The sequence below is a fragment of the Pseudarthrobacter oxydans genome (genome assembly GCF_034258515.1).
Taxonomy (GTDB): Bacteria; Actinomycetota; Actinomycetes; order Actinomycetales; family Micrococcaceae; genus Arthrobacter.
Map to the genome: position 1 here is coordinate 182,509 of NZ_CP139438.1, position 20,276 is coordinate 202,784.

The 20,276-nt window shown below is 67.0% G+C and carries 18 protein-coding genes; 3 read left to right on the forward strand and 15 right to left on the reverse strand.

The window, feature by feature from the left end:
- The first annotated feature begins 96 nt into the window (after window positions 1–96).
- Window positions 97–2,565: a heavy metal translocating P-type ATPase gene (locus SMD14_RS00785; RefSeq protein WP_321214967.1), complete on the forward strand. Its 2,469-nt coding sequence runs from the start codon at window positions 97–99 to the stop codon at window positions 2,563–2,565.
- 17 nt (window positions 2,566–2,582) lie between these two features.
- On the opposite strand, the gene SMD14_RS00790 is transcribed toward SMD14_RS00785, so the two are convergent.
- From SMD14_RS00790 to SMD14_RS00825, 8 genes are all read right to left on the reverse strand, one after another.
- On the reverse strand, window positions 2,583–2,981 hold the full coding sequence (locus SMD14_RS00790; RefSeq protein WP_157239960.1) for a nuclear transport factor 2 family protein: 399 nt from the start codon (window positions 2,979–2,981) through the stop codon (window positions 2,583–2,585).
- Between the two features lie 73 nt (window positions 2,982–3,054).
- A complete protein-coding gene (locus SMD14_RS00795) occupies window positions 3,055–4,323 on the reverse strand; it encodes an alkaline phosphatase family protein (RefSeq protein WP_321214968.1) in 1,269 nt (422 codons plus the stop codon).
- A complete protein-coding gene (locus SMD14_RS00800; RefSeq protein ID WP_321214969.1) occupies window positions 4,320–5,981 on the reverse strand; it encodes an alkaline phosphatase D family protein in 1,662 nt (553 codons plus the stop codon). The genes SMD14_RS00795 and SMD14_RS00800 overlap by 4 nt, the downstream gene beginning before the upstream one ends.
- A gap of 128 nt (window positions 5,982–6,109) precedes the next feature.
- Window positions 6,110–6,835 carry an SDR family NAD(P)-dependent oxidoreductase gene (locus SMD14_RS00805; protein ID WP_321214970.1) on the reverse strand — a complete coding sequence of 242 codons (726 nt, stop codon included), beginning with the start codon at window positions 6,833–6,835 and terminating at the stop codon, window positions 6,110–6,112.
- 269 nt (window positions 6,836–7,104) lie between these two features.
- Complete coding sequence (locus SMD14_RS00810; RefSeq protein WP_321214971.1) at window positions 7,105–7,677, reverse strand: MOSC domain-containing protein; 573 nt, start codon at window positions 7,675–7,677, stop codon at window positions 7,105–7,107.
- Window positions 7,674–10,085 (reverse strand): excinuclease ABC subunit UvrA, encoded by a 2,412-nt coding sequence (locus tag SMD14_RS00815; RefSeq protein ID WP_321214972.1) that lies wholly within the window; start codon window positions 10,083–10,085, stop codon window positions 7,674–7,676. The genes SMD14_RS00810 and SMD14_RS00815 overlap by 4 nt, the downstream gene beginning before the upstream one ends.
- 24 nt (window positions 10,086–10,109) lie before the next feature.
- Entirely contained in the window at window positions 10,110–10,532 is a 423-nt protein-coding gene (locus SMD14_RS00820) for a VOC family protein (protein WP_157239941.1), read from the reverse strand.
- Window positions 10,520–10,978: a helix-turn-helix transcriptional regulator gene (locus tag SMD14_RS00825; protein WP_321214973.1), complete on the reverse strand. Its 459-nt coding sequence runs from the start codon at window positions 10,976–10,978 to the stop codon at window positions 10,520–10,522. Before SMD14_RS00825 ends, SMD14_RS00820 begins: the two co-directional genes overlap by 13 nt.
- Before the next feature lie 265 nt (window positions 10,979–11,243).
- On the opposite strand from SMD14_RS00825, the gene SMD14_RS00830 reads away from it, so the two are divergent.
- On the forward strand, window positions 11,244–11,618 hold the full coding sequence (locus SMD14_RS00830) for a CBU_0592 family membrane protein (protein WP_157239939.1): 375 nt from the start codon (window positions 11,244–11,246) through the stop codon (window positions 11,616–11,618).
- 38 nt (window positions 11,619–11,656) lie between these two features.
- Here the strand turns inward: SMD14_RS00830 and SMD14_RS00835 are convergent, their stop codons facing one another.
- Genes SMD14_RS00835 through SMD14_RS00865 form a run of 7 tightly spaced genes read right to left on the reverse strand, consistent with a single transcriptional unit; the run spans window position 11,657 to window position 18,900 of the window.
- Window positions 11,657–12,784: a Gfo/Idh/MocA family oxidoreductase gene (locus SMD14_RS00835; RefSeq protein ID WP_321214974.1), complete on the reverse strand. Its 1,128-nt coding sequence runs from the start codon at window positions 12,782–12,784 to the stop codon at window positions 11,657–11,659.
- Complete coding sequence (locus SMD14_RS00840; protein WP_321214975.1) at window positions 12,769–13,467, reverse strand: ThuA domain-containing protein; 699 nt, start codon at window positions 13,465–13,467, stop codon at window positions 12,769–12,771. The genes SMD14_RS00835 and SMD14_RS00840 overlap by 16 nt, the downstream gene beginning before the upstream one ends.
- A gap of 54 nt (window positions 13,468–13,521) precedes the next feature.
- A complete protein-coding gene (locus SMD14_RS00845; protein ID WP_321214976.1) occupies window positions 13,522–14,526 on the reverse strand; it encodes a sugar phosphate isomerase/epimerase family protein in 1,005 nt (334 codons plus the stop codon).
- 37 nt (window positions 14,527–14,563) lie between these two features.
- Window positions 14,564–15,754 carry a Gfo/Idh/MocA family protein gene (locus SMD14_RS00850; RefSeq protein ID WP_157239934.1) on the reverse strand — a complete coding sequence of 397 codons (1,191 nt, stop codon included), beginning with the start codon at window positions 15,752–15,754 and terminating at the stop codon, window positions 14,564–14,566.
- A gap of 12 nt (window positions 15,755–15,766) precedes the next feature.
- Window positions 15,767–16,672, reverse strand: a complete 906-nt coding sequence (locus SMD14_RS00855) for a carbohydrate ABC transporter permease (protein ID WP_321214977.1) — start codon at window positions 16,670–16,672, stop codon at window positions 15,767–15,769.
- Window positions 16,672–17,574, reverse strand: a complete 903-nt coding sequence (locus SMD14_RS00860; protein WP_321214978.1) for a sugar ABC transporter permease — start codon at window positions 17,572–17,574, stop codon at window positions 16,672–16,674. Before SMD14_RS00860 ends, SMD14_RS00855 begins: the two co-directional genes overlap by 1 nt.
- A gap of 6 nt (window positions 17,575–17,580) precedes the next feature.
- The gene (locus tag SMD14_RS00865; RefSeq protein ID WP_321214979.1) at window positions 17,581–18,900 is read right to left on the reverse strand and encodes an extracellular solute-binding protein; all 1,320 of its coding nucleotides are present in this window, start codon (window positions 18,898–18,900) and stop codon (window positions 17,581–17,583) included.
- Between the two features lie 297 nt (window positions 18,901–19,197).
- On the opposite strand from SMD14_RS00865, the gene SMD14_RS00870 reads away from it, so the two are divergent.
- Window positions 19,198–20,244, forward strand: a complete 1,047-nt coding sequence (locus SMD14_RS00870; protein WP_321214980.1) for a substrate-binding domain-containing protein — start codon at window positions 19,198–19,200, stop codon at window positions 20,242–20,244.
- Window positions 20,245–20,276 lie beyond the last annotated feature (32 nt).

Sequence of the window (20,276 nt, forward strand, 5' to 3'; positions counted from 1 at the left end):
CGGTAGGGCAGTGGTGCATTGCTCCCACGCGGTGAAGGTCCGGCAACGGGTGAAACGCCCGCTGCCTTCCCGGACAACCCTGCGAAAGGACCCGCGATGACTGCTGACAGGAAGGCCACCGCCGACGGAGCAGTAGACGCTCCTTTGAAGAGCACCGTCGTGGAGGTGCGGGGCCTGCACTGGGCGACCTCCAAAGCGGTCATTGAACGCGTGCTGCTGCAGCGGCCCGGAGTCACCGCCGTCGATGCGAACCCCGTCGCCCAGACCGCCACCGTGAAGTTCGACCCGTCACTTACGTCCGTGAAGCAGATCTCCGGATGGGTCCGGGACTGCGGATACCACTGCCGGGGCGAATCGGTCCCGGATCACGTGTGCTACCCCATGGACGAGCCCCTGCACGCCCCGGCCAGGACCCAGGGTGCCGGGCATGCCCATCCGGCGGCCGGCGAACATGCAGGCCACGGCCCCGCCGGCCACGGGGCGATGCACGGAACCCCGCAGGAGATGATGGGCCACGGCGGACACCACGCCGGGATGTCGATGGATGACATGGTCAGGGACATGCGCAACCGGTTCCTGGTGGCCGCCGTCCTGTCCATCGGTGTGACGCTCTGGTCCCCGATGGGCCGGGACATGCTCGGCTTCACCGCCCCGACACCGTTCGGGCTCCGCGATGACGTCATGGCCCTGATCCTGTCCCTGCCCGTCATCTTTTACTCCGCCTGGATCTTCTTCGACGGCGCCTACCGGGCACTGAAGGCCCGCACCCTGGACATGATGGTCCTGGTCGCGATTGCCGTCGGCACCGGCTGGCTCTACAGCGTGTGGGTTACACTCACCGGCGGCGGGGAAGTGTTCTACGAAGCCGCCACCGTCCTGGCCGCCTTCGTGCTGCTGGGCCATTGGTTTGAAATGCGCGCCCGCGGCGGGGCGAATGAGGCCATCCGGACCCTGCTCGAACTCGCACCTCCGGTCGCGGTCGTCATCCGCGAGGGCGGGACAGTGGAGATCCCCACCTCCGAAGTCCTGGTGGGGGACCTGCTGCTGATCCGGCCAGGATCCAAAATCCCCGTCGACGGGCAGGTCGAAGAGGGCCAATCGGAGGTTGATGAGTCCATGGTCACCGGGGAGAGCCTCCCGGTCGCCAAGACCACCGGCTCCGAGGTGATTGGCGCGTCCATCAACACCAGCGGCACCCTGAGGGTCCGGGCCACCAAGGTCGGGGCCGACACCGCCCTGGCCCAGATCGTCGCCCTCGTCCAGGAAGCCCAGAACTCCAAGGCCCCCGGCCAGCGGCTGGCCGACCGGGCCGCGTTCTGGCTGGTCCTGGTCGCCCTGGTCGGCGGAACCGTGACGTTCGCGGCCTGGCTCGCCCTCGGCGCGGGGGTCCAAACCGCGCTGCTGTTCGCCATCACCGTCGTCGTCATCACCTGCCCGGACGCCCTGGGCCTGGCCACACCGACAGCCATCATGGTCGGAACCGGCCTCGGGGCCAAACGCGGCGTACTGTTCAAGAACGCCACTGCCCTGGAGGTTTCCGCCCGGATCGATACTGTCGTGATGGACAAGACCGGAACTCTCACCAAGGGCGAACCGGAAGTCACCGACGTCGTCGTTGAGGGCATTGACCAAGGAGAACTGCTGGCCCTGGTCGCCGCCGTGGAAAAGGAATCCGAACATCCCCTCGCCGCGGCAGTGGTTCGGCACGCCGAGGAACACGGCGCCGCCCCCCTGGACGCCAGCGACTTCCTGAACGTTCCCGGCCACGGGGCCGGCGCAACCGTCGGGGGGCGCAAGGTCCTGGTGGGCAACCGAAAACTCATGGCAGACGAGAACATCGAACTGGGGCCGCTGGCTGCGGTGCGCAGCGAGCTGGCAGGAACCGGACGGACCGCCGTGCTCGTCGCCGTCGACGGCCGTGCCGCGGCCGTGGTGGCCCTGGCGGACGCCGCCCGGGAAACCGCGCCGGCGGCGATAGCTGCCCTGCACGAGGCCGGGATCGAAGTCGTCATGCTCACGGGCGATAACGAAGCCACCGCCCAAAGGATCGCCGGCCAGCTCGGCATCGACACCGTCATCGCGGAAGTGCTCCCGGGGGACAAATCAGCGAAGATTGCCGAACTGCAACAGGAGGGCAGGAAAGTCGCCATGGTCGGCGACGGCGTCAACGACGCCCCAGCCCTGGCCCAGGCTGACCTTGGCATCGCCATCGGTGCCGGCACCGACGTGGCCATCGAAACGGCCGACGTCGTGCTGATGCGCTCGGACCCGCTGGACGTGCCCATCGCCCTGCGCATCGGCAAAGGAACCCAGCGGAAGATGCGCCAAAACCTGGGCTGGGCTGTCGGATACAACGCAATAGCCCTGCCCATCGCGGCAGGGGTGTTCGCGTTCGCCGGGATCGTCCTCAGCCCCGAGATCGCGGCCCTGTCGATGTCAGGTTCCAGCTTCCTGGTCGCCGTCAACGCCCTGCTGCTCAAAAGGCTCCGGCTGCCCCGGCCCGAAACGCCCGAGGCCACCACCGCCCGCCCGGCCCGGCCGCTGGCCCCGGCCGGCAACCGTTAGCCGCCCGGGCCAAGACCTCAGCCGGTTACTGTGTCGCCGTGCCGGTGGGCGACCTTCCATGCACCGTCCTCGCGGCGGTAAATCTGGGTTGCCCGGAGCACGTAGCTGCGCGGTTCGCCGTCGACCGAGGCTGAAGTGTGTTCCAGGCCCGCCGTATATGCCATGTCGCCCACAATGTCGTAGGCCTGCAACTCGAATCTGTACGAAGTGCAGTTGGAGAACTGCCTGGCAAGGCCCGTGAACAAGTCGTCCAGTTCCTGCTGTCCGAAGGCATTGCGCCATGCGCCAAGGACGCTCACGGGTTCGTTGCGGGACCAGAGTGCCCTGCGCGGGGCGGCATTACCGTTATGAATGGCGAGTTCCGCAGCGTGCAGCTCGGTCCTCACCCAGTCCAGGAAATCGGCGCGATCGCTCATGCCACCAGTATGATCCCGGCACCTCGGCCGCTGCGACCCCTTCCTCCGGTCCGGCTGCGGCCCTCACGCCCCCTCAGCCGCTGAACGCCGTCGTCCTGGCAACACCGTCGTAGCCGCCCGAAGGCGCCTTGAGCCCGTAAAGGGCACCGACGGTCGGGGCCACGTCCACCGTCCGCGCAGGATTAGAGGACGTCCGGCCGCGGAGCACCCGGGGGCTGCCGCCGGAGATGAAGAACGGGATGGGTTCGGTGGCGGGATGCCCGTGGTTGCCGGGTATGGGATTCGAGACGATGTAAGGGTCCGAGAACCGCCAGCCGGCACGGCAGAAGGCCACCAGGTCGCCGGCCTCCGCCCCCAGCCGCAGCTCGGCAGGTGCCTGCACCGACAGCACGCCGGGGTGTGATTCGACCAGGGAACGCACGGCCTGGAGGCCGGCCGCCTTCTGCTCCGAGGGGCCGGTCCAGTACAACAGGTCCGCACCGCCGTTCTGGGCCACGGTGATGGAGGACCGGAGGTCCGGCCGGGCCTGGAGGATCAGGTCCACCGAAACCACATTGGTGGGCAGTGACCAGTCCATGGAGTGGTCCGCAAGCACCACCAGGACACTGGACTCCCACTTGCCCGTATCAACCAGGTGGTCCACCAGCCGGCCCACCTGCAGGTCGGTGTCCGCGAGGGCAGCCGTGCGCGCGGCCTGCAGCGTGGTCCCGGTCAGGTCCGAGTGCCCCATCCGGTCAACGTCGCCGAGGTTGGTGAACGTGAAGTCCGGGTCGGGGCCGCTAACGATGGCCAGCAGGGCGTCCATGGTCGCGGCGTCCGGCGCGTGTCCTGTCACGGGCAGCAGGGGATAAGGCTCCCAGCGGTAGCTTGCCCGCGTGCCGAAGATTCCGTAGAGGTACTTCTTGCTCAGGACGGAGGCGGTGGTGAAGCCGGAGTCGCGCAGGCGTTCAAGCAGCGTGGGAAAGCGGAGGTCGGTTTCGCGGTCCATGTCCCTGGCTGCCCCCTCGGCGGGATCGTAAACCGAGTTGGCGGGGACTCCGGACCTGTCCGGCCGGACGCCGGTCATCATCATGACGTGGTTCGGGATCGTCTCCATCACCGGCAGCGACCTGGCGGCAGGGAAGTTGGTGCCCTGCGTCCGCAGCGCGGCGAGCCGCGGGGTCAGCTCAGGGGTGATCTCGTCCGGCCGGCAGCCGTCCACCACAAGGACATAGGTGCGCGTCCGGGCGGTGCCGGGATTCGTCGCCGGGCCGGCCCACGACGTGCCGGGCGCCGCTGAAAGGACGACGGCGGCACTTCCGGCGCCGGCGAGGCGCAGGAACTGGCGGCGGTCCGGGTTCACAGCGCGCCGCCGGTTGCCGCGACGACTTTGCCGGTGCCGGCACCGACCCTGAAGGAGGTGGACAGCGTGGCCGCCGAGGCCTGCGCCGTCCGGTCGGCAAGGACGTACCAGTCCATCCGGACTCCCGCAGGAGTGACGTCCAGGACGGAGTATCCATGCGAGTCGAAGTCGAGGTACTTCACGTGGGGGTTGGCCGTCCTGATGGCCGCCTCCACCGCCAGGGAGGAGGTCCGCGGTGGAGCGTTCAGTATGTCGTCGAGGTTGTCACTGGTCACCGACGTGCAGACCAGTTCCGCCGCCACCGAATCGCCGGTGGTGGGGTAGGTCAGGGGGTCGGCGGGGAGGTCGCAGGCCCACCCGGAGTGGATGTCGCCGGTGAGGAAAACGGTGTCCTTGATTGCCTGGTCCCGCAGGTGCCGGACCACCCGGCTCCGGTCCGCCTCGTAGCCGTCCCACTGGTCCACGTTGTAGGGGACGCCGTCGACGGTGGTGCCGCCCATGAGCTTCTGGACCCCCGCCAGTTCGGCCAGGCTGAGCGTCGAGGGAACCCGGACGGGGGCAATCATCACCGGGTTGCCCACCAGCTTCCACTGGGGGCCGCCGGAGGTGAGGTTGCCCAGCAGCCAGTCCATCTGCGCAGCTCCCGTGATGGTGCGGTCCGGGCTGTCCACGGCGGGGTCGAGGCCGTTGGCGGCCTGCTGGCTCCGGTAGGAGCGGAGGTCCAGCATGGACAGGCTGGCCAGCGAACCGAAGTCAAGGCGGCGGTACAGCGGACCTCCGGGCTGGTAGCGCACGGGCATCCACTCCGCGTAGGCCTGGTTGGCAGCCGCGCGGCGTTCGGCCCAGGGCCCCTCTGCGCCCTCGGTGTGGTTTTCCGCTCCTCCGCTCCAGGCATCGTTGGCCGCTTCATGGTCGTCCCAGGTGACGATGAAGGGTGCAGCCGAATGCAGGGCCTGCAGGTCGGCGTCTGTTTTGTACTGGGCGTGCCGGCGCCGGTAATGCGAGAGGGTGGTCATTTCGACGGCGGGATCGTGCGGGCGTACGACGACGTCCCTCGCCTGGTATTCCCCGGGTGCGTACTCGTAGAGGTAATCGCCGAGGTGGAGCACGGCGTCGAGGTCCCCGCGCTGGGCGAGGTGGCGGTAGGAGCTGAAGTAGCCTGCCTGATAGTTGGCGCAGGAGACCACGCCGAAGCGGAGCTGCTCCACCTGGGCCCCGGCCGCCGGTGCCGTCTTGGTCCGGCCTGTGGCGGACATCCCGCGGCCCACTGTGAAGCGGTACCAGTACGGGGTGCCCGGCTGCAGGCGATCGGCGACCACCTTCACGGTGTGGTCACGCTCCGGCCCGGTCTTCACCGAGCCCTTCGAGACGATCCTTGTGAAGGCGGGGTCGGCCGCCACTTCCCAGTTCACTGTTGCGGCGGGGCCGAGTCCCGAGCCGGGTGTGGCTTCCGGGCTGGGGGTCACCCGGGTCCAGAGCACCACGCTGTCCGGGTGCGGATCGCCGGAGGCAACGCCATGCGCGAACAGCGGATCAGCCGCCTGGGCAGGGCTCGAGACGAGGGGCGCCACTCCGGCGACGGCGGCGGCAAGGCCGCCTGCGCGGAGGACCTGGCGTCGAGTGGGCGATTGTCCGTACTGGCGGGTAACAAAAGGCATGTACTCCAGTATCAACGCCCCGTGCGGCGCAATTGGCGGATTTTGCCGGATGTTCACCAAACGTCCCACCGAGGTTCGCCTGCAGTTTCGCCTGGCCGCCGAAGCCCTGATCCCCGGCGGGCTTTGGGTCAGGCCAGGCGCTCGCCGGTGATCCGGGCCAGGTGGTCCAGGAGTTTGTTCTGGAACGCCTCGTCGTGGACGGCCGGGTGCGGTTCCTGCCGGTGCTGGTGGAACCAGTAGCCGCCACTCGTGAGCGCCGCCGGATCCTCGCTGGTGGCCAGCCACTCCTGCGTCAAGTGACCGAGCCGGAGATCGTCCGGGGCCCCGGCGCCGCCCATTTTGGTGGGCACCCAGCCGGGGTCGACGGCGTTGCTGAGGACGTCCGGCCATAAACGGGCGACGGCGGCCGCCAGGGCCGTGAGGTAAAGCTTGCTGTCCGAGTAGGTCACCGTCCGGGCGCCCCCGTCGAGTTTCCCGAGCTCGGCGCGGCCGCCGCGGTGCATGCCGCTGCTGACATATATCAGCCGGCGCGGGCGGTGGATGAGTGCGGTGAGGAGGTAGGGGGCCACGACATTGACTTTGAAGACGTCCGGGCCGTGCAGCACTCCCGCGTTATGGATGACGGCGTCCACCGGCCCCATCCGGTTGACTTGTTCGGCGACGTCCCGCGACTGCTCCAGGTCGGCCAAGTCGCCAACAACGGCGCCGGCGCCGCGGTCCAGGAGGTCCTGGACTGCGCCAAGGCGGGCGGCGCTGCGTACATGCACGACGACGTCGTGGCCCTGGTCCAGCAGCGCCCCGGCAGTGTGCCGTCCCAGCCCGTCAGCGGAACCGGTGATGAATATGCGCGGCACTATCCCTCCAGCAGTTGTTCATTGTTCCGACGGCGATGTTCACGCGTCCGTGGAATGCGGGCATGTTCCAAGGCTATGACGGTTGCTGCGGGCAAAGGGTGCCCTGCCAGGACCCGTTGTGCAATCAGATGTGCTGCGCTGGCCACCTGTCAGGGCGTCACGCAAAACACGCTTTTGGGGAAAAGGCGGGGGCGGCGGCGCGGGTTTCCGCGGCCCCGAGGCCGTGGTGGGCCAAAAGCGGGCCGTGTGTGACGCCGTCGGAAGTCCAGCTACGGCAGCCGGCCGGGCCGCAGCAGGCTCGGCACGCCAGCCTGCCCGGGGTCCAGCGGAACGGGGCTGACCAGGACCGCCGGGCCCCGGTACAGGGTGCCACTCGACAGGGCGCGGCAACGGATCCCGCCCCTGCCTCGCATGGCGGCATGGCCTCCCGGCGCCAGCACCTCGTTCATCCAGGCGCAGGGGTGTGCGGGACGCCCGCCGTGGAGCCCAACCCGGGAACCGCCGGACTCCAGGGTGAAGTCCTGCCCCAGCAGCGGAGCGAGGTGCGCTCCGCGGAGGATCACGTTCCGGCGGGTGGCCAGGGGATCAAACGGTCCGGCCCCAAGTTCCGCGGCCATGGCTTCCAGGGCCTCGACGGCGAACAGCGTCACTGCGGCGTCCATGTGGGCGGCTTTTCCGAAGAACCGGTCGCCCGCGATGCCCTTGCCCGCCACCACTTCGGCGGCCTGGGCGTCGAACGTCGGCACCTCCGCGGCGCCGTCCCGGGCCCGTCCGAAGTAGGCGTGCCCCGGTGACACCAGCAGGTGCAGGATCTGGACGTCGTACCGGTAGGTCTCCGTCATGCCACCTGCGAACCAACGTAAGCGGCCAAATGCTTGCCGGTGAGCGTCGAGGCGTCGGCCACCAGCCCAGCCGGCGTGCCCTCGAAAACGATCCGGCCGCCGTCGTGCCCTGCTCCCGGACCCAGGTCGATGAGCCAGTCGGCGTGCGCCATCACCGCCTGGTGGTGCTCGATGACAATCACGGACTTGCCGGAGTCAACCAGCCGGTCCAGCAGGCCCAGCAGGTTCTCCACGTCGGCGAGGTGCAGGCCGGTGGTGGGCTCGTCCAGCACGTAGACGTCGCCTTTCTCCGCCATCTGCGTGGCGAGCTTGAGCCGCTGGCGCTCGCCGCCGGAAAGGGTGGTGAGCGGCTGGCCGAGGCTGAGGTAGCCCAGCCCCACGTCGTCGAGCCGGTCCAGGATGGTCCGGGCCGCCGGCGTTTTGGCCTCGCCCTCCGCGAAGAAGGCGGCGGCCTCCGTCACGGACATGGCCAGCACGTCGGCAATGTTCCGGCCGCCGAGGGTGTATTCAAGGACGGAAGCCTGGAACCGGCGGCCTTCGCAGTCCTCGCACGGCGACTCGACCGTGGCCATGACCCCCAGCTCGGTGAAGATAACGCCGGCGCCGTTGCAGGTGGGGCACGCGCCCTCGGAATTGGAGCTGAACAGCGCGGGCTTCACGCCGTTGGCCTTCGCGAACGCCTTGCGAATGGGCTCCAGCATGCCGGTGTAGGTGGCGGGGTTGCTGCGCCGGGAGCCGCGGATGGCACCCTGGTCGATCACCACCACCCCCTCGCGCTTGGCGACCGAGCCGTGGATCAGCGAACTCTTGCCCGAGCCGGCCACACCGGTAACTACCGTCAGGACGCCCAGGGGGATGTCGACGTCGACCGCCTGCAGGTTGTGCGTGGACGCGCCGCGGACCTCCAGCGCCGCCGAAGCCTTCCGGACGGCGTCCTTCAAGGACGCGCGGTCCCCGAGGTGCCGGCCGGTAATGGTGTCGCTGGACCGCAGGCCCTCCACGCTGCCCTCGTAACAGACCTCGCCGCCTTGGGTGCCGGCGCCGGGACCGAGGTCGACGACGTGGTCCGCGATGGTGATCATTTCCGGCTTGTGCTCCACCACCAGGACGGTGTTGCCCTTGTCCCGCAGCTGGAGCAGCAGCTGGTTCATGCGCTCGATGTCGTGGGGATGGAGGCCGATGGAGGGCTCATCGAAGACGTACGTGACGTCCGTGAGCGAAGAGCCCAGGTGCCGGATCATCTTGGTGCGCTGGGCCTCGCCGCCGGAGAGGGTGCCGGCGGGCCGGTCCAGGCTGAGGTAGCCCAGGCCGATGTCGGAAAAGGAGTCGAGCAGGTGCTGGAGGCCCTTGAGCAAGGGAGCCACCGAGGGGTCCTTCAGGTCCCGGATCCACCCGGCCAGGTCGCTGATCTGCATCTGGCACAGCTCGGCAATGTTCTTGCCGTTGATCTTTGAGGACAGGGCCTGCCGGGTCAGCCGGGTCCCGTGGCACTCCGGGCAGGTCTGGAAGGTCACCGCGCGTTCCACGAACCGGCGCACGTGCGGCTGCATCGCCTCCGGGTCCTTGGACAGCATGGACTTCTGGATCTTGGGGATGATCCCCTCGAAGGTCAGGTTGACGCCCTCCACCTTGATCTTGGTGGGCTCCGCGTAGAGCATCGTGTCCAGCTGCTTCTTGGTGAACTTGGAAATCGGTTTGTCCATGGGCAGCGCCATGCCCTCGAACAGGCGCCCGTACCAGCCGTCCATGGAGTAGCCCGGAACAAGCAGGGCGCCCTCGCTCAGGGACTTTTCGTCGTCGTACAGCGCCGTCCGGTCAATGTCGCTGACGTTGCCCATCCCCTCGCACCGCGGGCACATGCCGCCGAGGTAGACGGCCTGCTGGACCACGGCCTTTTCCACCCGCCCGCCCTTCTCCGTGGACATCACGCCGCTGGCCTTGCGCGTGGGCACGTTGAAGGAATAGGCGGTGGGCGGGCCGACGTACGGGGAGCCAAGCCGGCTGAAAAGGATGCGGAGCATTGCGTGGGCGTCCGTGGCCGTCCCAACCGTGGAGCGCGGGTTGGCGCCCATCCGCTCCTGGTCCACGATGATCGCCGTCGTGAGCCCTTCCAGGAAGTCCACCTCGGGCCGGGCCAGCGAAGGCATGAAGCCCTGGACGAACGCGCTGTAGGTTTCGTTGATCAGGCGCTGCGACTCTGCGGCGATGGTGGCGAACACCAGCGAGCTCTTGCCGGAACCGGAGACACCGGTGAACACGGTCAGCCGGCGCTTGGGCAGCTCGACGCTGATGTCCTTGAGGTTGTTTTCCCGCGCGCCCTGCACGCGGATGAGGCCGTGGGTGTCCGCGATGTGCACGCCATTTCTTTCGGTATGGGCTTGGGTATGGATCCCGGTGTCGGTGCTCATGCGTCTCCCTGGGCTCGCTGCGGCTTACTGCTGCTGGTTGATGCGGACGGTGTTTCCGGCCGGGTCGCGGAACGCGCAGTCGCGGATTCCGTACGGCTGGTCCACCGGCTCCTGGACCACGTCCGCCCCGGTCGCCTCCACTTTTGCGAAGGCTTCGTCAACGTTCGGTGCGGACAGGATGACGGTGGCGTAGGTGCCCTTGGCCATCATCTCCGCGATGGTCCGGCGCTCGTCATCGGTGATGCCGGGGTCCACGGCCGGCGGGTGCAGGACGATGGACACGTCCGGCTGGCCGGCGGGTCCCACGGTGATCCAGCGCATGGTGCCGCGCCCAACGTCGTTGCGGACCTCGAAGCCCAGGGCGTCGCGGTAGAACGCCAGCGAGGCGTCCGGATCGGTGTGCGGAAGGAAGCTAGAGGAAATGCTGATGTTGTTCATGGCAGCCATGCTAGTTGCGGCTCCGGCGAGGACGCTTCTCGATTCCTGACCGGTTTGGTGACCTGTTTCGCCACGCACGCGGGGATGCCCGCCGTCGACATCGCCGCCTCCTGTTTGTACACGCTGGGCGGCATTCCCACGAGTTCCGTGAAGCGCGTGCTGAACGTCCCCAGCGAGGAACAGCCGACGGCGAAGCACGCCTCCGTGACGGAAACGTCGCCACGGCGAAGGAGCGCCATGGCCCGTTCAATGCGCCGGGTCATCAGGTAGCTGTAGGGGCTTTCCTGATAGGCGAGCTTGAACCTGCGGCTCAGGTGCCCGGCCGACATGTGGACCCCGCGGGCCAGGGATTCGACGTCCAGCGGCTGCGCATACTCCCGGTCGATCCGGTCCTTGACGCGGCGGAGGTCCCTGAGTTCGCGCAGGCGGGCATCGGAGAGGGGGCTGGTGGTCACCTTTCAGATGGTGCTACGCGGCGGGGGAGTTGTCCAGAGCGCGAAAAACCGGGCTTCGGGCGATAAAAGCACGCCCCCTCCGCAGAGTATGATTATCCCGCCGACCAACAAATGAGGTCCTCGCCCGCTTGCGGGCTCGAGTAAACGGTTTGTCCGGCAACGCCTGATCCAGCCAGCAGTGGCCTCCGGCAAAAGACACCCCGAAAACCCCGTCAACAACCTTGCCCGGCCTCTGCCTGCCGGGCACCGCCCTTGAGAGGTCTCCATGGAACTGCTATGGGAAATTGCCGGCTGGGCCGGTGCGGTTGCCATCCTCAGTGCCTACCTTGCCGTTTCCATGGGCTGGATGAAGGCCGGCAGGGGTTTCCAGACGGCGAATCTCCTGGGTGCCGTGGCCTTCATCATCAACGGATCCGTCCACGAAGCATGGCCATCCGTGGTCACGAACGTGGCCTGGTTCCTCATTTCCGCCATTGCGCTTCTGCGCATGCGCCAGGCGGACCGGCCGCCGGTGACGCCCGAAGACGCTCCGCAGGTCCAATTCCCCGGCGTCCCGGACACCACCGGCCAGCTCGCTGTTGTTGAGGTTCTTACCGGCTCCGTCCACGGCGACGACGACGGGCACCGCCCCCTTCGCTGACCGCACGACACTCGCCGCCCGATGAACAACGGAAAGGCCTAGGGAGCAGCTTCCTGGGCCTGGAGGACGTCCACGTCAGTGGCCAGGACGGCCAGTTCCACGCTTGCCGGCCGCTCAACCGTGCTGTTGATGCGTACTGCCGTGCCGCTGTGCGCTGACTCGAGCACGGATTCCATGACATCGAGGGCGTGGTAGGCCATGGCCCCGCCCGCGCGTGGCTCGGAGCCTTCAGGGGTGGAGGCGAGGTCGGCGATGCCGAAGCCTCTGCCGGAATCGACGTAGCCGGCGGACACGGGAAGGGTCTCCCAGTCCTCTGCCCCGAGGGAAAACAGCTGGACGTCGCCGTCGAAGTGGTTCGGGTCCGGCACCACCAGCGATCCGCGCTCCCCGTGGATCTCGATGTTCGGGGACTTGGACTTGACGGCGTCAAAACTCATGAAGAGCGTGGACAGCGCGCCGGAGGCGTGCACCAGGACACCGGTGACATGGGAATCGATGTTAACGGGGACCTTTTCGCCTTGGCGCGGTCCCGAACCGATGATGCGTTCGTTGCGCGTGTGGCTCGCCGCGCCGATGACCGAGACCACGGGACCCAGGAGGGTGACCAGGGCGGTGACGTAGTAGGGGCCCATGTCCAGCAGCGGGCCGCCGCCGGGCTGGTAGTAGAAGTCCGGGTTGGGGTGCCAGCGCTCGTGGCCCGGGGTCACCATCGTGGCGGAGGCGGATATCGGCGCGCCGATCAGCCCGTCGTCGATCGCCTTGCGGGCGGTCTGGATGCCGGTGCCCAGCACGGTGTCAGGAGCACAGCCGACGGCGACGCCCGCCTCGCGCGCCGCGTCCAGCACCTGGCGCGCCTCCGCAGTGGTGGCGGCGAGGGGCTTCTCGCCGTAGACGCTCTTTCCGGCCGCGATGGCCTTCAGCGCCACCTCCGCGTGCGCGGCGGGGATGGTCAGGTTCAGGACCAGTTCGACGTCGTCCGCAGCGAGGAGCTCGTCCACGGAGATGGCGCGGACACCCTCGTACTGCTCCGCCACGGCCTGGGCGCGTGCGGGATCCAGGTCCGCCACGGCCACCAGGTCGATCTGGCCGAGTTTGCGGAAGTTGGTGAGGTACTGCGCGATGATGGCTCCGCAGCCAATGATTCCGACTTTCAACGGCTTGCCCACAGCAGGCCCCTTTCGATGATGGTGCGGACGTTGGCGTCCTGGAGGATTTCGACCCGGTGGCCGGGGGTGGCAACGAAGATGCGGCCTTTGCCCCACTGGCGGGTCCAGATGGCGGGGGAGGTGACTTCGCGGTTCCAGGGGTCCCACTCCCGGACCTTCTGGGTGGTGGTGGCCAGGACGTCGATGTAGTCGTCGGAGAGCACCCAGTACTGCTCGGTGACCAGGTCGAAGTCGGAGATGCCCTTGGTGATCGGGTGTTCCGCGGCGGCCGGGAGCATGTTGACCGTGTAGGGGACGTAGTTGTCCGACTGCTCGCCGACGCATTCGTCCGTGTGTTTGCCGGGATGGCAGGCGAACTGCCCGCCGATCAGGTGCAGGTAGTCCGAGTTGTTGCGGTAGGAATCGGCGATGCCGCCGTGCCAGCCGGCCAGGCCCGTGCCGTTTTCGACGGCGGTCCGCAGCCCGGCGAACTCGTCCTTTTCGATGGTGGTCATGGTCATGCACTGCATGATCAGATCCACCCCTGCCATGTACTCGGCATCGGCGTACACCTTGGGGGATTCCTCCACGCGGACGTCGTAGCCGTTGTCCTTGAGGTAGGGGATGAAGAGCTCGGTTGCCTCGTACGGCTGGTGGCCGTCCCAGCCGCCGCGGACCACCAGGGCGTTCTTGCGATCTGTCATGTCGGGTTTTCCTTTTGTTTGGCTTCCGGCCCCGGAGGGCCGGCGAAAAATGGGTCAGCGGCTGGCGAAGGCGGCGTCGAAAGCGGCTGCCGGCGGGGCGATGCGGGCGAGTTCCTTGACCATGGCCAGCGCCTGCGGTGCGCCGACGAGCCGGTCCATGCCGGCGTCCTCCCACTCGATGCTGGTGGGGCCGTCATAGCCGATGGCGTTCAGGGTACGGAAGATCCGGTTCCACTGGACGTCCCCGTGCCCTGCGGTGACGAAGTCCCAGCCCCGGCGGGGGTCCGCCCATGCCAGGTGGGAGCCCAGGCGCCCGTTGCGGCCATCGAGCTGGCGGACCGATTCCTTGACGTGCACATGGAGGATGTGGTCCGCGAAGTCCTGCAGGAACATCACCGGATCCAGGTCCTGCCAGATGAAGTGGGACGGGTCGAAGTTCAGGCCGAAGCCCTTGCGGTGCCCGATCGCCTCCAGGGTGCGCTTGGCGGTCCAGTAGTCGTAGGCAATTTCGGACGGGTGGACCTCCAGCGCAAAACGGACGCCCACCTCGTCGAAGACATCCAGGATGGGGTTCCAGCGGTCCGCGAAGTCCTGGTAGCCGGCGTCGATCATTGCCTCGGACGCTGGCGGGAACATGGCCACCGCCTTCCAGATGGACGATCCGGTAAAGCCCGTCACGGTCTTGACGCCCAGGCGCGCGGCGGCCCGCGCGGTGTCCTTCATGGATTCCGCGGCCCGGCGCCGGACACCTTCGGGGTCGCCGTCGCCCCAGATCCCAGCGGACAGGATGCCCTGGTGGCGCTCGTCGATGGGGTCGTCGCACACAGCCTGTCCGGTGAGATGGTTGGCGATGGCGAAGACCTGCAGGTTGTTCTTCTCGAGGATGTCCAGCCGGCCCTGGAGGTAGTCGTCGTCCTCAGCCGCCCGGCGGGGGTCCAGGTGGTCGCCCCAGCAGGCGATCTCCAGCCCGTCGAAGCCCCACTCGCCGGCGAGCCGGGCCACCTCCTCGAAGGGCAGGTCGGCCCACTGGCCGGTAAACAGTGTGATTGGTCGTGTCATCAGGATTCCTTGGTTGTACTGTCGCTTGCGGCGATGCTCAGACTTTTTGCCACTGGCTGGAATTGGCGGCGCTGGACTCCACGGCGGCCAGGACCCGCTGGACCTGCAGGGCATCGGCAAAGGACGGTTCGGGCTGGCGGCCCTCGCCGATGGCTGTGACGAGGTCCACCACCTGGTGGGTGAAGCCGTGCTCGTAGCCCAGGCCGTGGCCGGTGGGCCACCAGTTGCCGACGTACGGGTGCTCGGGTTCGGTGACGAAGATTTTCCGGAAGCCGGCGTCCGGGGACTCGGCCGCGTCGTAGAAGGACAGGACATTCATGTCCTCGAAATCGAAGGCGAGGGAGCCTTTGGTGCCGTTCAGTTCCAAGCGCATGGCGTTCTTCCGGCCCAGCGCGTACCGCGTGGCTTCAAAGACGCCGATCGCGCCTGCGGAGGCGCCGCCGTCGAACTTTGCGCTGAAGATGGCCGCATCATCCACGGTGACCTTCCCGCGGGGCGCGTCGCCGCTGAGGTCGCCGTGGCCGCCCAGGCCCACGAGGTCGCCGGCCAGCGGGCGCTCGGGAACAAACGTTTCGAGCAGCGCCGAAACGCCGGTGATGTCCTGTCCGGTGACCCACTGGGCCGCATCGATGCTGTGCGCCCCGATGTCGCCGAGGGATCCTGATCCGGACTTGCTCTTGTCCAGCCGCCAGGTCATGGGGGCATTGGCGTCGGAGAGCCAGTCCTGCAGGTACTGGGCCCGGACGTGGCGGATCTCGCCCAGCCTGCCCTGCTCCACGAACCGTTTGGCCAGCGCCAGGGCAGGTGTGCGGCGGTAGCTGAAGCCGCACATGGACATGACTCCCTGCTTGGCGGCGGTCTCCGCGGCGAGGGTCATCCGCTCGGCCTCCTCCACGGAGTTGGCCAGCGGCTTCTCGCACAGCACGTGCTTGCCGGCCTCAAGGGCGGCGATGGCGATCTCGGCGTGCGTGTCGCCGGGGGTGCAGATGTCGATCAGGTCGATGTCGTCGCGTTCGATCAGGCGGCGCCAGTCCGTCTCGGCCGATTCCCAGCCAAGCTTGTCCGCTGCGGCCCGCACGCCGTCGGCGTTCCGGCCGGCGACGGCGGTGAGCCGGGGCTGCAGCGGCAGGTCGAAAAACCGGGGAGCGGTGCGCCAGGCGTGGGAGTGGGCTGCACCCATGAAGGCGTACCCCACCATGCCGACGCGAAGGGGCTTGGGTTGTGTCATCGGAAGTCCTTTCTATTTGCTGAAGCCGGCGGTCAGGCCGCTGAGCAGCTGCCGGCGGGCGACGACGTAAATCACCAGGAGGGGGAGGGTCGCCAGGACAACCGAAGCGAGGACGGCGGGAATGTTGACGCTGAACTCGCCCTGGAACGTCCAGAGTGAGAGCGGCAGGACCCTGGTGGACGGGCTCTGGGTCAGGATCAGCGGGAAGAGGAACCCGTTCCAGACGTGGAGGGCGTTGTAGATGCCCACGGTGATGACGGCCGGCTTGGTCATGGGGAGGGCGAGCCGCCACATCATGGCCCAGTCCGAGCAGCCGTCCAGCCGCATGGACTCGAACAGTTCGTTGGGCACGTCCCGCAGGAAGTTGGACAGGATGAGGACGCTGACGGGAATGGCGAAGGCGACGGACGGGAGGATCAGGGCCAGCAGCGTGTCATACAGGTGCGCCCTGGTGATCATCCAGTAGATGGGGATGATGGTGGCGTGCAGGGGAATGGCGAGGCCAAGCAGGAAGAGGTTGTTCGTCAGGCTCAGGAACCGGCTCCTGCCGCGGACGATTGCGTAGGCGGCCATGAAGGACACGAGCAGGGCCGGAAACACTGTGCCGAGGGTGACGATGAGGCTGTTCGTGAAGTACTGGACGAAGTTGTTCTCCAGGACCAGCCTGTAGTTGTCCAGGGTTGGTTCCGTTGCCGGAAGCATCGGGTTGGAGGTGAAGAACCCGGCCTGGTTCTTGAAGCTGGTGATCACCACGTAGTAGATCGGGACGATGATGATCGCCAGCCATAACCAGCCGCCCAGCCCTCCGAGGAGGTTGGGGCGCTGCCGCCCGGGCCCCTTGGTCCGGGGAGCCGGCTTTGCTGCAATGGTGCCGGCTGTCGGGGAGGGAGGAACGGGGAGTTGGGTCGTGGAGGCCATCAGGCACCTTCCAATTGGCTTGCATTGCGGTTTTTGCCGCCCAGTCGCTGCAGCAGGAGCGCCAGTCCCAGGCCGATGACGATGAGGATGACGCCGAGGGCGCTCGCGGCGCCCATGTCATTGGCTTTGAATCCGGTCAGGTACATGTGCAGCGGCAGCAGCCGGGTGCTGTAGCCGGGTCCGCCGCCGGTCAGCACGAAGATGAGGTCAAAGTAGGCGAGGCTGCCCACCACCATCAGCGTGGATGAGGTGATGATTGTGTACTTCAGCTGTGGCAGCGTGATGTTCCAGAACTGGCGAAGACGTCCCGCACCGTCGATTTCCGCGGCTTCATACAGGGATGTTGGGACTTGGCGCACGCCGCCCTGGTAGATCAGGGTGTGGAAGGGGACGAACTGCCAGGCGATCACGAAGACCACCACAAACAGCACCAGGTCCGAGTTGCCGAGCCAGTCCTGGGTGAGGACGGGCAGGTTGAACCCGGGTCCCAGACCGAAGTTGGGATCCAGCAGGGCCTTGAAGGCAATGGCAACGGCTGCCGAGGAGAGCAGCAGCGGCAGGAAGTACAGGACGGCCAGGGCAGCGCGGTATTTCTGTCCCCCGGCCGTGAACACGCCAAGCAGCAGGCTGACCGGCGCCTGGACGATGAACGAGAAGAACATGATCTTGGCTGTCACCACCAGTGCGTTGCCCGTGACCGGATCCGTCAGGACCGTGGTCCAACTGGACAGGCCCTCGAGCTTGATCTCGCCCAGGCCGTTCCAGCTGGTGAAGCTGAGGAAGACCACGCCCAGGAGCGGGATGACGGCGAAGGCCAGGAAGAAGACCAGGGCCGGTGCTGCGAGCCACCCCGAGGGGCCCGCGTCGCGGACCCCCCGGTTTGCAGAGCTAAGGGATGTCACGGTCTTTTACTTTCCGATCGTGGCGTTCATGGTGGTGACGAACTGTTCCGGGCTGATCTTCTTCAGGAAGATCTGGTCCAGGTTGGACAGCATCGCGTCGCCCTGCGCCGGGCTGAGTGCCTGGTCCCAGGAGAGTGTGAAGCTGGGGGCGTTCTTTGCCATGCCGTACACGAAAGTCAGGAAGTCCTTGTCCGGGGAGGCCGCGAGCTTGGACTCGATGCCCTGCACCACCGGTACGGCGCCCGAGCTGATCAGGGCGTCGGTGTTGGAGTCGGTGAACATGCCGTTCTTGACGTAGTCCAGGGCAGCCTGCTTCTGGGCGTCCGTGGCCTTGGAGGAGATGGACCAGAAGTTGGAGGGGTTGCCCACAACGTTTGCAGGATCGCCCTTGCCGCCCGTAACCGTCGGGAAGGTGGTGTAGCCGAGCTTGCCGCTCTTGACGAAGTCGGCGGCGTCCTTCTTCATGCCCTGGTAGATCCAGCCGCCCTGCAGGATCATGGCGGCCTTGCCGGTGTACATCAGGGCCTGGTCGGCATTGCTGTCGGCGGCAATGGAGGAGAAGCCGTTGATGAACCCGCCGGCGTCAACCAGTTCCTGGATTTTGGTAAGCGACTCGACCACGGCTGGGTCGGACCAGGCGCCGGGCTTGTTTGCTGCGATGTTCTCGAAGACTTCCGGTCCGCCGATGCGTTCCACGAGGTACTCGAGCCACATCAGGTCCGGCCACTTCGACTGGCCTCCCAGCGAGAAGGGGGCGATGCCTGCGTCCTTGAACTTCGGCACGAGGGCCATCAGCTCGTCCCAGGTCTTGGGTGGCTGGGCGCCGACCTTCTCGAAGACTTCCTTGTTGTAGTAGAGGACTACGGGCTGGACGTTGTTGTTCGGCAGGGCGTAGGTCTTGCCGTCCACCTCGCCGTTCTTCAGGACGGACGGAAGGTAGCGGTCCTTGACGTCGGGGTTTTCCTTGATGAAACCGGAAAGGTCAGCCACCTGCCCTGCATCCACGTACGACTTCAGCACCCCGCCGCCCCAGCCGTAGATGAACGTGGGGCCTTCGCCGGCCCCGACGGCGGTCCGGACCTTTGTCTTGTAGGCATCATTGGCGAAGAAGTCCAGCTTGATCGACTTCTCCGGGTTCGCCTTGTTCCATTCGTCCACTGACTTCTGCAGGACGGGCTGGTTGCCTCCTGTGAGGCCCCACATCGTCGCCGAGTCACTGCTCACATTGGTGCCGGCAGGACCTGCTGAACCGCAGGCGGCCAGGCTGATCGCCATACCAGCGGCGGAAACTGCCAAGAGTGCCGAGCGCAACTTTCGAATCTTCATTTCGCATCCGTTCATCCTCCGGGCTCAACGCTGGGACCCGGTAGCGTGTGTAAGTGGACTTTTACGCCTCGGCTTCGAGGCGGCACGTCCGCATTCGTTCAGTAGTTGACCGCGGCAGTCTTTCGAAATATTTCGAAAAGTTGCGGTCAGTGAGGTAAACCTAGCGGTGAGCGCCGTCACAGTCAAGGGATTTTTCTTCGAGAGCGAGCTCACACCGCACGACGAGTGCCGCTGTCTGTTGACGCGCTCTACTAGCAAGGGCATGATGGACTTCTCGAAATGTTTCGAAAGACGGGAATGACGTTGACCACCACCGCCCAGCCGGAAAAGACCACCCTGGCAGCTGTTGCGCTGCGGGCAGGAGTCTCGGCGCCCACAGTTTCCAAGGTTGTCAACGGGCGCGAGGACGTTTCGTCAGCCACTCGCGCCAGGGTGCTCGCCGCGCTGGAGGAACTGGGGTACCAGTCGCCCCTGCAGCGCCGGACGGCACTGCCGGGACAGACCGTCGTCGAAGTCATTTTTGACGCGCTGACCTCCGCCTATGCAGTCGAGATCCTCAACGGGGTGCTGGAATATGCGGGGGCCAGCGACGTGGAGATCATGATCAGCGTGACCAGCCACCTGGGTGGCGCCACCCTGAGCCCGGAACGGCGGGCGCAGCGCATGGTGGAAGCGGGCCGCAGCGGCATGATCGTGGTGACCTCGGCTTTTAGCGCCGCCCAGCTGCACGCGTTCCGGCGCCGGAAGATTCCGGTGGCCGTCATCGACCCGCTGAACCCTCCGCCGGCGGATGTGGTGAGCGTCGGTGCGACGAACTGGGCCGGCGGCAAGGCTGCCACGGAGCACCTGCTCCAGCTTGGGCATTCACGGATCGCGTACCTTGGCGGCCCTGAGACGGCCGAATGCAACCAGGCGCGGCTGCACGGCTACATGGCCGCGTTGATGGCGAAGGGCGTAGCAGTGAACCCTACCTACGTTATCCCCGGACGCTTCCGCGCCGAGCACGGAGTGCTGGGACTTAAGAAGCTGCTGGACCTCGTCGAACCCCCTACGGCGATTTTCGCCGCCAGCGACAGTATTGCGCTCGGGGTTCTCAGTGAAGCGCGCAAGAACGGCCTCCGGATCCCGGAAGACCTTAGCCTTGTGGGGTTCGACGGAACGTACCAGGCGGAGGAGTCCATCCCGCCCCTCACCTCCGTGTCACAGCCGCTGCAGGAGATGGGCCGCACTGCGCTTCGGGCCGTGCTCCGGCAGTTGCACGGTGAAGCGCTCGACTCCCAGCGCGTGGAGCTGGCGACGCACCTGGTGGTCCGGGAATCGACCGCGGAGCTGAAGCCGCGTTAGTCCCGGGTCTGCGCGACAGGCAGGGGGCGAGC